Annotated in this window: 11 protein-coding genes; 6 read left to right on the top strand and 5 right to left on the bottom strand. The window is 51.9% G+C overall.

Annotated features, from left to right (window positions below; all coding sequences use genetic code 11):
* Window positions 1-25 precede the first annotated feature (25 nt).
* From ftsZ to mutT, 5 genes are all read left to right on the top strand, one after another.
* Window positions 26-1,177, top strand: a complete 1,152-nt coding sequence (gene ftsZ / locus OGY15_RS21595; RefSeq protein ID WP_003018753.1) for a cell division protein FtsZ — start codon at window positions 26-28, stop codon at window positions 1,175-1,177.
* A gap of 100 nt (window positions 1,178-1,277) precedes the next feature.
* Entirely contained in the window at window positions 1,278-2,195 is a 918-nt protein-coding gene (gene lpxC, locus OGY15_RS21590; protein WP_003018750.1) for a UDP-3-O-acyl-N-acetylglucosamine deacetylase, read from the top strand.
* Window positions 2,196-2,477: 282 nt separating this feature from the next.
* Window positions 2,478-2,984, top strand: coding sequence for a secA translation cis-regulator SecM (gene secM, locus OGY15_RS21585; RefSeq protein WP_151216742.1), 507 nt, complete (start codon window positions 2,478-2,480; stop codon window positions 2,982-2,984).
* 60 nt (window positions 2,985-3,044) lie between these two features.
* On the top strand, window positions 3,045-5,750 hold the full coding sequence (gene secA, locus OGY15_RS21580) for a preprotein translocase subunit SecA (protein ID WP_151216743.1): 2,706 nt from the start codon (window positions 3,045-3,047) through the stop codon (window positions 5,748-5,750).
* Window positions 5,751-5,806: 56 nt separating this feature from the next.
* Complete coding sequence (gene mutT, locus OGY15_RS21575) at window positions 5,807-6,196, top strand: 8-oxo-dGTP diphosphatase MutT (RefSeq protein ID WP_151216744.1); 390 nt, start codon at window positions 5,807-5,809, stop codon at window positions 6,194-6,196.
* 93 nt (window positions 6,197-6,289) lie between these two features.
* On the opposite strand, the gene yacG is transcribed toward mutT, so the two are convergent.
* The 3 genes from yacG to coaE are packed head-to-tail and all read right to left on the bottom strand — an operon-like array spanning window position 6,290 to window position 7,857.
* On the bottom strand, window positions 6,290-6,484 hold the full coding sequence (gene yacG / locus OGY15_RS21570; RefSeq protein WP_003018740.1) for a DNA gyrase inhibitor YacG: 195 nt from the start codon (window positions 6,482-6,484) through the stop codon (window positions 6,290-6,292).
* A 9-nt stretch (window positions 6,485-6,493) separates the two neighbouring features.
* Window positions 6,494-7,237, bottom strand: coding sequence for a cell division protein ZapD (gene zapD, locus OGY15_RS21565; protein ID WP_151216745.1), 744 nt, complete (start codon window positions 7,235-7,237; stop codon window positions 6,494-6,496).
* Complete coding sequence (gene coaE, locus OGY15_RS21560) at window positions 7,237-7,857, bottom strand: dephospho-CoA kinase (RefSeq protein WP_210904432.1); 621 nt, start codon at window positions 7,855-7,857, stop codon at window positions 7,237-7,239. Before coaE ends, zapD begins: the two co-directional genes overlap by 1 nt.
* Before the next feature lie 225 nt (window positions 7,858-8,082).
* Between coaE and OGY15_RS21555 the strand changes: the two genes are divergently transcribed.
* Window positions 8,083-9,126, top strand: coding sequence for a GMP reductase (locus tag OGY15_RS21555; RefSeq protein ID WP_003018732.1), 1,044 nt, complete (start codon window positions 8,083-8,085; stop codon window positions 9,124-9,126).
* Window positions 9,127-9,157: 31 nt separating this feature from the next.
* Here OGY15_RS21555 and hofC read toward each other — a convergent pair whose 3' ends face one another.
* Entirely contained in the window at window positions 9,158-10,360 is a 1,203-nt protein-coding gene (gene hofC, locus OGY15_RS21550; protein WP_286541036.1) for a protein transport protein HofC, read from the bottom strand.
* Window positions 10,350-11,735 carry a type II secretion system protein GspE gene (gene gspE / locus OGY15_RS21545; RefSeq protein WP_286541034.1) on the bottom strand — a complete coding sequence of 462 codons (1,386 nt, stop codon included), beginning with the start codon at window positions 11,733-11,735 and terminating at the stop codon, window positions 10,350-10,352. The genes hofC and gspE overlap by 11 nt, the downstream gene beginning before the upstream one ends.
* Window positions 11,736-11,738: the final 3 nt, after the last annotated feature.

Genomic DNA, 11,738 nt, shown 5'->3' with positions numbered 1-11,738 from the left:
GACAGGCACAACGGAGAGAGAAACTATGTTTGAACCTATGGAACTTACCAATGACGCGGTGATTAAAGTCATCGGCGTCGGCGGCGGTGGCGGTAATGCCGTTGAACACATGGTGCGCGAGCGCATCGAAGGTGTTGAATTCTTCGCGGTGAATACCGACGCGCAGGCGTTGCGTAAGACGGCGGTAGGACAGACCATTCAGATTGGTAGCGGCATCACCAAAGGTCTGGGCGCGGGTGCAAACCCGGAAGTCGGTCGCAATGCGGCAGATGAAGATCGTGAAGCTCTGCGTGCAGCGCTTGACGGTGCAGACATGGTGTTTATCGCCGCTGGCATGGGCGGCGGTACCGGTACTGGTGCAGCGCCAGTAGTGGCTGAAGTGGCAAAAGATTTAGGTATCCTGACCGTTGCTGTCGTGACCAAGCCTTTCAACTTTGAAGGCAAGAAGCGTATGGCATTCGCGGAGCAGGGTATCACTGAGCTGTCCAAACACGTGGACTCTCTGATCACTATCCCGAATGACAAACTGTTGAAAGTGCTGGGTCGCGGGATCTCCCTGCTGGATGCGTTTGGCGCTGCGAATGACGTGCTGAAAGGCGCAGTACAGGGTATCGCTGAACTGATTACCCGTCCGGGTCTGATGAACGTCGACTTTGCAGACGTGCGTACCGTGATGTCTGAAATGGGCTACGCAATGATGGGTTCTGGCGTGGCGAGCGGTGAAGATCGTGCAGAAGAAGCGGCTGAAATGGCAATTTCTTCTCCGCTGTTGGAAGACATCGATCTGTCCGGCGCACGTGGCGTGCTGGTCAACATTACTGCGGGCTTCGACCTGCGTCTGGATGAATTCGAAACCGTGGGTAACACCATCCGTGCCTTTGCATCGGATAACGCGACCGTGGTAATCGGTACCTCTCTGGACCCGGATATGAACGACGAACTGCGCGTAACCGTTGTTGCGACTGGAATTGGTATGGACAAGCGTCCTGAAATCACTCTGGTAACCAACAAGCAGGTACAACAGCCGGTAATGGATCGTTACCAACAACACGGCATGGCGCCGTTGACGCAAGAGCAAAAACCGGTAGCGAAAGTGGTTAACGACAATACGCCGCAAACCACTAAAGAGCCGGATTATCTGGATATCCCAGCATTCCTGCGTAAGCAAGCTGATTAAGAATTAGCTGGAATTTGGGAATCTGCGCTCTTTGTGCTAAACTGGCCCGCCGAATGTATAGTACACTTCGGTTGGATAGTTAATTTGGCGAGATTATACGATGATCAAACAAAGGACACTTAAACGTATCGTTCAGGCGACTGGCGTCGGTTTACATACCGGCAAAAAAGTCACGCTGACGCTACGCCCTGCGCCGGCCAACACCGGGGTCATCTATCGTCGCACCGACTTGAATCCTCCGGTAGATTTCCCGGCCGATGCCAAATCTGTGCGTGATACCATGCTCTGTACGTGTCTGGTCAATGAGCATGATGTGCGGATTTCAACCGTAGAGCACCTTAACGCTGCTCTGGCGGGCTTAGGTATCGATAACATTGTTATTGAAGTTAACGCCCCGGAAATCCCGATCATGGATGGTAGTGCTGCTCCATTCGTATACCTGCTGCTCGATGCGGGTATTGAAGAACTGAACAGCGCTAAGAAATTTGTTCGCATCAAAGAGACCGTTCGTGTCGAAGATGGCGATAAGTGGGCTGAATTCAAACCGTTTAATGGTTTCTCGTTGGATTTTACCATCGACTTTAACCATCCGGCGATTGATGCCAGCACGCAGCGCTATGCGATGAACTTCTCTGCAGATGCGTTCATGCGCCAGATCAGCCGTGCGCGTACTTTCGGCTTCATGCGTGATATCGAATATCTGCAGTCCCGTGGCCTGGCCTTGGGCGGCAGCTTCGATTGTGCCATCGTTGTTGACGATTATCGCGTATTGAACGAAGACGGTCTGCGTTTTGAAGACGAATTCGTTCGTCACAAAATGCTTGACGCGATTGGTGACTTGTTCATGTGTGGTCACAACATTATTGGTGCATTCACCGCGTATAAATCCGGTCATGCATTGAATAACAAACTGTTGCAGGCAGTCCTTGCAAAACAGGAAGCCTGGGAATATGTGACCTTCCAGGACGATGCAGAACTGCCTCTGGCGTTCAAAGCACCTTCGACCGTACTGGCATAACGACATACGCTGTCGTATAAATTCGACTGGTAAATCTGGCACTCTCTCCGGCCAGGTGAGCCAGTCGTTTTTTTATGTACTCATTAACGCAGTCTTTTCCAACGCAAATTTTTCCCTGCCACTAGGTTAAAATAGTGTGCGATCGCTGCTTTCTTGAGCATATTTACCCATGGCTGGTTGTCATTACTGCTGTGGAGCGTACGCTTTAATGATAAGATTCGTGCGCAAAAAAATGTTTTGCATTCGTAACCCCAAACGCAGGGTATATCAGGTGGCAAAAACGTGAGTGGAATACTGACGCGTTGGCGACAGTTAGGCAGACGGTACTTCTGGCCGCATCTCCTGTTGGGGATGGTCGCGGCGAGTTTTGGCCTGCCCGCGCTCAGTAATGCTGCTGAACCCAATACCCCTGCGAAGGCAACCGCCAGCAATCACGATCAATCCGGTAAAGTTAACTTTAGCCAGCTTGCTTTGCTGGAAGCGACCAATCGTCGCCCTAATTTTACCGTCGATTACTGGCATCAGCATGCCATTCGTACGGTTATTCGCCATCTTTCTTTTGCTATGGCTCCTCAGGCGTTGCCTGTTGCCGAAGAGCCGTTGCCAATCCAGGCGCACCATCTTGCGTTGCTGAATACGCTCAGCGCGATGCTGACGCAAGAAGGCAGACCGCCCGCGACCGTGAGTCGCGTGACATATACCCATTTTACCTCTCAGGCCGCGTTTAGCGTTCCGGTCTGGATCAGCCAGTTGCAGGGTATCCGCGCTGGTCCTCAACGCCTCAGCTAAAAAAGAACCTTTCAACTTATAATTTTTGACTCCGCACCGCGGGGCGTTTGAGATTTTATTATGCTAATCAAATTATTAACAAAAGTATTCGGTAGCCGTAACGAGCGTACGCTGCGTCGTATGCGTAAAGTGGTCAATGTTATCAACGCAATGGAACCGGAGATGGAAAAACTCTCCGATGATGAACTGAAAGCGAAGACCGCTGAATTCCGCGCCCGTCTGGAAAAAGGCGCCAGCGTTGAGAGCCTAATCCCGGAAGCGTTCGCGGTGGTCCGTGAAGCGAGTAAGCGCGTATTCGGCATGCGTCACTTCGACGTCCAGCTGCTCGGCGGCATGGTGCTTAACGATCGCTGTATCGCGGAAATGCGTACCGGTGAAGGTAAAACCTTGACCGCGACGCTGCCTGCCTACCTGAACGCATTGAGCGGGAAGGGTGTACACGTGGTGACCGTGAACGACTATCTGGCTCAGCGTGACGCCGAAAATAACCGCCCGCTGTTTGAATTCCTCGGCATGACCGTAGGGATCAACATGTCTGGCCTGCCAGCGCCAGCCAAGCGTGAGGCCTACAATGCCGATATTACTTACGGTACTAACAACGAATACGGTTTTGACTACCTGCGCGACAACATGGCGTTTAGCCCGGAAGAGCGTGTTCAGCGTAAACTGCATTATGCGCTGGTCGATGAAGTCGACTCCATCCTGATCGATGAAGCGCGTACGCCGCTGATCATTTCCGGTCCGGCTGAAGACAGCTCGGAAATGTATAAAAAAGTGAACAAAATCATCCCACACCTGATTCGTCAGGAGAAGGAAGATTCCGACACGTTCCAGGGGGAAGGCCACTTCTCTGTTGATGAGAAAGCGCGCCAGGTTAACCTGACCGAACGTGGTCTGGTACTGATTGAAGAGCTGCTGGTTAACGAAGGTATTATGGATGAAGGCGAGTCTCTGTACTCTCCTGGCAACATTATGCTGATGCACCACGTGACAGCCGCACTGCGCGCGCATGTGCTGTTTACCCGCGATGTCGACTACATCGTAAAAGATGGCGAAGTTATCATCGTCGACGAACACACCGGCCGTACTATGCAGGGCCGTCGCTGGTCTGATGGTCTGCACCAGGCCGTTGAAGCCAAAGAAGGTGTTGATATCCAGAACGAGAACCAGACGCTGGCATCCATTACCTTCCAGAACTACTTCCGTTTGTATGAAAAACTGGCTGGTATGACCGGTACCGCAGATACTGAAGCCTTTGAATTCAGCTCCATCTACAAATTGGATACCGTGGTTGTGCCGACCAACCGTCCGATGATTCGTAAGGATTTACCGGATCTGGTGTACATGACTGAAGCGGAAAAAATTCAGGCGATCATTGAAGATATTAAAGAACGTACCGCAAATGGCCAGCCGGTGCTGGTGGGTACTATCTCTATTGAAAAATCTGAAGTGGTCTCTAACGAACTGACCAAAGCTGGTATCAAACATAACGTTTTGAACGCCAAGTTCCACGCCAGCGAAGCGGATATCGTCGCGCAGGCGGGTTACCCGTCGGCCGTGACAATCGCCACTAACATGGCGGGTCGTGGTACCGATATCGTGCTGGGCGGTAGCTGGCAGGCGGAAGTTGCCGAGCTGGAAAACCCGACTCCGGAACAAATCGCGCAGATCAAAGCCGCCTGGCAGGTTCGCCATGACGCAGTGTTAGCTGCCGGTGGTTTACATATTATTGGTACTGAGCGTCATGAATCTCGCCGTATCGATAACCAGCTGCGTGGTCGTTCTGGACGTCAGGGGGATGCGGGTTCTTCTCGTTTCTATCTGTCGATGGAAGATGCGCTGATGCGTATTTTTGCCTCTGACCGCGTGTCCGGCATGATGCGTAAACTGGGTATGAAGCCAGGTGAAGCGATTGAACACCCGTGGGTCACCAAAGCGATTGCTAACGCGCAGCGTAAAGTGGAAAGTCGCAACTTCGACATTCGTAAGCAATTGCTGGAATATGATGATGTCGCCAACGACCAGCGTCGCGCAATCTACACCCAGCGTAACGAACTGCTGGACGTATCTGACGTTAGCGAAACCATCAACAGCATCCGTGAAGATGTCTTCAAAGCAACGATTGATGCCTATATTCCGCCACAATCTCTGGAAGAAATGTGGGATATCCCGGGTCTGCAGGAACGTCTGAAAAACGACTTCGATCTGGATATGCCGATTTCAGAGTGGCTGGATAAGGAGCCTGAGCTGCACGAAGAAACGCTGCGCGAACGAATTCTGGCAAACGCCGTAGAAGTTTATCAGCGTAAAGAAGAAGTTGTGGGCGCGGAGATGATGCGTCACTTTGAAAAAGGCGTGATGCTGCAAACTCTCGACTCCCTGTGGAAAGAGCACCTTGCGGCGATGGACTATCTGCGTCAGGGTATCCACCTGCGTGGTTATGCGCAAAAAGATCCGAAACAGGAATACAAGCGTGAATCCTTCTCTATGTTTGCATCAATGCTGGAATCACTGAAGTACGAAGTGATCAGCACCCTGAGCAAAGTTCAGGTGCGTATGCCTGAAGAAGTAGAAGCGATGGAGCAGCAGCGTCGCGAAGAAGCTGAACGTTTAGCGCAGATGCAGCAACTGAGCCATAAAGGTGATGATTCTGCTGCGGCAGAAGAGCTGGCGGCACAAACCGGCGATCGTAAAGTGGGTCGCAACGATCCGTGTCCTTGCGGTTCCGGCAAAAAATACAAACAGTGCCATGGCCGTCTGAGCTAAGTAAATAACTTACTGAAAAGGCGCAGAATTCTGCGCCTTTTTTATGGAAGATAAAGATGAAAATACTGCAGATCGCCGTCGGAATTATTCGTAATCCGCAACATGAAATTTTTATAACCCAGCGTGCGGCGGATGCCCACATGGCAAATAAGCTGGAGTTCCCCGGCGGAAAAATAGAAGCGGGCGAAACGCCGGAACAGGCGCTGGTTCGCGAGCTACAGGAAGAAGTTGGTATTACGCCGACTCAAAGCTCGTTGTTCGAAAAGCTGGAGTATCAGTTTCCGGACAGACATATCACGCTGTGGTTCTGGCTGGTTGAAAGCTGGGAAGGCGAGCCGTGGGGAAAAGAGGGGCAGCCAGCGCAGTGGATTGGGCAACATGCTTTGAATGCGGAAGATTTCCCGCCTGCGAATGCACCGGTCATTGAAAAGCTGATTGCTGGTTAATGGTGTTCGTCGCGCGTACGCCGGATAAGGTAACGCCGTATCCGGCAAATTAGGGCGGGGCTGTACGCTTGCCCGCCCTCCGTTTTAGTCGAATTACTTCTGTTCTTCACTCCAGTCGTCGCTTTCCGACAAGTCGCCTGAGCTTGGGATACGTTTCTCTTCTGCAGCCCACTCACCGAGATCGATTAACTGGCAGCGCTTGCTGCAGAATGGGCGAAACGGACTGACTTCAGCCCACACGACGGGTTTGCCGCAGGTTGGGCAGTTGACGATGGTTTGTTCAGACATGTTGACTCCTTAACAGCACGCCAGATCAAAATCTAGACGCTCAGGCACCTGGCCATTCTCGCTATCCAGCGGCATAAAACGAATGGCAAAACGGCTCTTATGACCAGAGATTTGCGGATAAAGCTGCGAATCAAGCGGCAGCTGCAAGCGAAGAAGATCCGCATCTTCGCCGTTGTCCTGGTAAAAACCATTCAGGCTGGTTTGCTTACGAAACGGCGCAGAGTTGCGAATTAAATCCAGCACCAGCGACAGCGCCTGATTGAGCGGATTCAGGCTGGCAAGCCAGGTTTCAACCTGCGCGTCGCGATGTGATTGCGGTAAATGTAACCAGATATGCAGGGTTGGCAGATCGAAACTGCAGCACCCGCCAGGAATGCTTAAACGTTGACGCACGAGGCCAATCAGACGATCTTCGCGTAGCGTTTGTCCAATCCGCGGGGCCGAAATCAGAATGCTGCCTGCGCTTTTTAACTGCTGGCGCAAAGCGTCGATCCTGCTTTGATCGACGCCGGGAACTTCAACCCAGGCCTGGAGTTTACGCTGTTGTCTTTCCAGCTCTTTGAGGAGTTCGGTACGGACTTCACCGCGTTCAAATACATCCAGTAAATCTCCGATATTACGGAAAAAATGCAGTGCACCTGCATGGTCCGCAATGGGTAAATTAACGGAGAGCTGTTGGATTAAAAACTCAATGCGCAGCCATGTACGCATCTTCTCATTGAGAGGGTGTTCAAAAAGGACCTGGGTGTGCATTACGGTTTTTCCTGTGAGACAAACTGCAACGCGCATTGCAAATAGAGCGCGTGCAGGCGGGCGACATCCGAAGCGATGGCTTCCGGTGCGCCATTATTATCAATAACATCGTCTGCCACGGCCAAACGCGCTTCACGCGTTGCCTGAGCAGCAAGAATTTGTTCCACATGCTCACGCGTGACGTCATCACGCTGCATAGTGCGTCTGAGCTGTGTATCGGGGTTAACATCTACCACCAGTACGCGGTTGGCTTTTTTATACAGCGAATTTTCCACCAGCAAAGGTACAACCCACAACAGATAAGGGGACGTCGCTTGCTGAAACTGGCGCTGCGTTTCCTGCTGAATAAGCGGATGGAGCAGGGCATTCAGCCATTTTTTCTCCTCTGGGGCGGAAAAAATGCGTTCGCGTAAAATGCGTCGCTGCAACGAGCCGTCTGCGGCAATCACCTCGGAACCAAAATGTTCTTCAATCGCCTTAAGGGCGGGTGTGCCGGGTTCAACCACCTGGCGCGCAATAATATCTGCATCAATGACGTTTATTCCGAGGTCAGCGAACGCATTTGCAACGGTGCTTTTACCACTGCCAATGCCGCCGGTTAAGGCTACCGTATACCTCATAGATGCAGATCCCGGAGTTTAAGTTTGATTATCAAACAGTTAAAAGTTAAGCGTGCGAAGGCGAGGCTGCTGCAGGATTAACCTGCTATTCGCCAGGTAAATTTATGGGATTGTAGCGTAAAAAAAGAGAATTTCGCAGTCTTGCACGGCATTGATTAGTGCGTATGATAGCGTCACTGGAGTTGTGAGTTTCGATTTTTCGCCATTAACCCCAGGAATCCGCACATGCGTATCGAAGAAGATCTGAAGTTAGGTTTCAAAGACGTTCTTATCCGCCCTAAGCGTTCTACTCTCAAAAGCCGTTCCGATGTTGAGCTGGAACGTCAATTTACCTTTAAGCATTCAGGTCAGACCTGGTCCGGCGTTCCCATTATTGCCGCGAACATGGACACTGTCGGTACGTTTGCCATGGCAACGGCGCTGGCATCCTTCGACATCCTGACCGCTGTGCACAAACACTATTCTGTTGAAGACTGGGCCGCATTCATCGCAGAGACTTCTGCCGATGTACTCAAACACGTAATGGTTTCAACCGGCACGTCTGACGCAGACTTCGAAAAAACCAAACAGATTCTGGCGCTCAACCCAGCGCTGAACTTTATCTGCATTGATGTGGCAAATGGCTACTCAGAGCATTTTGTTCAGTTTGTGTCGAAAGCACGTGAAGCATGGCCGACAAAAACGATTTGTGCGGGTAATGTGGTCACCGGAGAAATGTGCGAAGAGCTGGTACTTTCCGGCGCGGACATTGTTAAAGTCGGCATTGGCCCGGGTTCTGTATGTACCACGCGTGTAAAAACCGGTGTTGGCTATCCGCAACTTTCGGCGGTTATTGAATGTGCCGATGCTGCTCACGGTCTAGGTGGCATGATTGTCAGCGACGGTGGTTGCACGATGCCAGGTGACGTGGCAAAAGCGTTTGGCGGCGGTGCAGACTTCGTTATGCTCGGCGGTATGTTAGCTGGTCATGAAGAAAGCGGCGGCAAAATTGTTGAAGAAAACGGCGAAAAATTCATGCTGTTCTACGGCATGAGCTCTGAATCTGCCATGACGCGTCACGTTGGTGGCGTTGCGCAGTACCGCGCAGCGGAAGGTAAAACCGTTAAGCTGCCTCTGCGCGGCCCGGTTGATAATACCGCTCGCGATATCCTCGGCGGCCTGCGCTCTGCTTGTACCTATGTTGGTGCTTCCCGTCTGAAAGAGCTGACCAAACGTACAACGTTTATTCGTGTACAGGAACAAGAAAACCGCGTTTTCAATAGCCTGTAATATGATAGCTGGCGCGTTCTTCGCGCCAGCGTCATCCCACCCCGCTCATCGCATCTCCCAAATGAAAAATCGGTAAATACATCGCGACGACCAACGTACCGATAATCACCCCCGTAACGATCAGCAGCGCAGGCTCAAGTAGCGAAGCCAGATTCTCCGCCTGAGACAAGGTTTTATCGCCGTGGTGATGGGCCAGATTACGCAGCATGGCATCCAGCGAGCCGGATGCTTCACCTGTTCTGACCAGTTGTATACACAATGGGCTGAATTCACCACAATTTTTAAGCGCTAACCAGATGGGTTTTCCGGCGCTGATGTTGTGATGTACTTGTATTAATCGTTGCGACCAGAAAGGGTTGTCCAGCGTTTCAGCTACGCTCTCAAGGCCTTGCAGAAAAGGAATACCTGCATTTTGCGTTAATGCCAGAACAGTGAAGATTTGCGTGAGTTTTTGCCCTCTCACCATTGGCCCAATGACTGGAAGACCGAGCAGAAATTTCTGGCGCAGAATAAGCCAGTAGGGTTGTTGTTTTATCAGGTGATATACCGCAATCGCAACCATGCTGAATACTACTGCCAGCCATCCCCATTGGCTGCTAAAGTGCGCGATGGCAATAATCCACTGAGTAAGTACCGGTAGCGGAGTGTTGAACGTCCGGTAGATGGCGGCAAACTCAGGGAGTACAAACTGCAACATCGCAAATACGACCATCATTGCCATCGTGATGATGATAATCGGATAGCGCAGGGCTTTTTTCACTTTATCAGCGAGCTGCTGTTGATTCTGTTGCTGGCGCGCGAGTTCAAAACAGCAGTCGTCCAGCTTACCCGTAAGCTCTCCGGTGCGGATCATTGCCTGATAAAGCGGCGGAAAAACGTGTTGCCATTGCGATAGCGAGGTGGAGAGCGAAATCCCCTGCTCCATATCGTGAGCCAGCGTGCGCAGTAGCGCCTGCCACTGGCTGCTCGGGTGCTGTTCAGCCAGCAGAGTTAAGCTTGCCGAGAGCGTTAGTCCTGCTTTCAGTAATGTTGCCAGTTGATGTACGGTTTCGGCGCTTCTGTCGCGACTCCAGTGTGAAGTTTTGATGTGCATACGGTTAATGCGCAGTGGCATAATATGCATTTGTTCGAGAGCAAGTATCAATGAGGGGCGGGTATCAGCCCACAGTACGCCTTCCTGTGGATGACCTTCGTTGCTAATACCTTGCCAGCGCCAAAGCTGTTTAGCTGACATGGGGCATGCCCAGTACGCGGATCAGCTCTTCAAATGTTGTTAGCCCTTGTTCGACGGCCTGACAGCCATTTTCAAACAGCGTACTCATCCCCAATTGCTGCGCAGCCGATTCTACTGCGTCTACTGACGTCCCGTTGGCGATGCTTTGGCGCAATGCGGGCGTAACGGGAAGCACTTCAAACAATGCGGTACGGCCATAAAATCCGTGATAGCAGTGTTCGCAGCCAGCGGCTTGCCAACGTGGCAGTGGCGTAGGCCAGGCAGCTTCGGGGAGCGTGATTGGTTTTTCCAGACGTTGTCGGCAGTGGGGACACAGTTTTCTTACCAACCGCTGGGCAATAACGAGCGTCAGCGCGGAGGCGATCATCCAGCGAGCAACCCCCATTTGCTGCAGGCGTACCAGCGTTTCAGTGGTGGAATTGGTATGCAGTGTTGATAGCACCAGATGACCGGTTTGTGCGGCTTTAAGGGCTATTTCAGCCGTTTCGCCATCGCGGATTTCACCCACCATGATAATGTCGGGATCCTGGCGCAGCAGAGCGCGCAATACGCCCTGAAAAGTGAGACCGGCGCGGGGATGAATTTGAGTCTGGTTAAGCCCGGCGATCGGGATCTCTACCGGATCTTCCACGCTGCAAAGATTCACCTGCGGGGTGTTTCGGGTTTGCAGCGCACTGTACAGCGTGACCGTTTTACCGCTTCCTGTGGGGCCGGTGACCAGAATCAGCCCTTGAGGCTGCTGCAACGCTTGTGAAAATGCTGCTAACTGCGCGTCCTGCATTCCCAGCGCAGTGAGTTCCAGCGTTTGATTGACCTGATGAAGTAGCCGCAGCACTACTTTTTCGCCGAAGCGACAGGGCAGGGTGGCGATGCGAAAAGAGACCGATTCTCCTGAAATCTCAACGGTAAATTGTCCGTCTTGCGCAAGTCGATGCTCGGCAATATCCAGACTGCCTAAAACTTTTAACCTTGCGGTAATAGCGATACCCATCTCGATTGTGACTTCCGGTAAAACATGCAGTACGCCATCCACACGTAATCTGATCCGATAGTGACTTTCCGCTGGCTCAAAATGAATATCAGAAGCCCGTTGCACCAGAGCGGATTGGAACGTCTGATTCAGCAAGTCTGCGGTGCTGGCACTGCTTTTAGTGACGACCGTCGGGAGCATTTTGCGTGGCGTATGCGTGTGGCCTTCCATTTGCTGACGCGTCCAGCAAACAATGTCGATGCGTCGGGTAGTCGCAAAATGCAGTGCGTCCAGTAGCTCGTGGGATGGGGCCTCCACGACGGCGATGTGCACCACTTCATTATCTGCATCCAGTAATGTGGCCTGATAACGTTGGCACAGCGCTGTAAGTTGGGTGGTATTCATCTC

Source organism: Citrobacter sp. Cu231, from assembly GCF_030332265.1.
Lineage (GTDB): Bacteria > Pseudomonadota > Gammaproteobacteria > Enterobacterales > Enterobacteriaceae > Citrobacter > Citrobacter meridianamericanus.
The sequence above is the reverse complement of the archived record's forward strand: the minus strand, read 5'-3'. Positions and strand labels throughout refer to the sequence as shown.

Bases quoted from the DNA above. Each gene is read 5' to 3' on its own strand.
- gspE (WP_286541034.1), bottom strand. From the start codon at position 11,735: ATGAATACCACCCAACTTACAGCGCTGTGCCAACGTTATCAGGCCACA.
- lpxC (WP_003018750.1), top strand. From the start codon at position 1,278: ATGATCAAACAAAGGACACTTAAACGTATCGTTCAGGCGACTGGCGTC.
- mutT (WP_151216744.1), top strand. From the start codon at position 5,807: ATGAAAATACTGCAGATCGCCGTCGGAATTATTCGTAATCCGCAACAT.
- zapD (WP_151216745.1), bottom strand. From the start codon at position 7,237: ATGCACACCCAGGTCCTTTTTGAACACCCTCTCAATGAGAAGATGCGT.
- yacG (WP_003018740.1), bottom strand. From the start codon at position 6,484: ATGTCTGAACAAACCATCGTCAACTGCCCAACCTGCGGCAAACCCGTC.
- hofC (WP_286541036.1), bottom strand. From the start codon at position 10,360: ATGTCAGCTAAACAGCTTTGGCGCTGGCAAGGTATTAGCAACGAAGGT.
- secA (WP_151216743.1), top strand. From the start codon at position 3,045: ATGCTAATCAAATTATTAACAAAAGTATTCGGTAGCCGTAACGAGCGT.
- OGY15_RS21555 (WP_003018732.1), top strand. From the start codon at position 8,083: ATGCGTATCGAAGAAGATCTGAAGTTAGGTTTCAAAGACGTTCTTATC.
- coaE (WP_210904432.1), bottom strand. From the start codon at position 7,857: ATGAGGTATACGGTAGCCTTAACCGGCGGCATTGGCAGTGGTAAAAGC.
- ftsZ (WP_003018753.1), top strand. From the start codon at position 26: ATGTTTGAACCTATGGAACTTACCAATGACGCGGTGATTAAAGTCATC.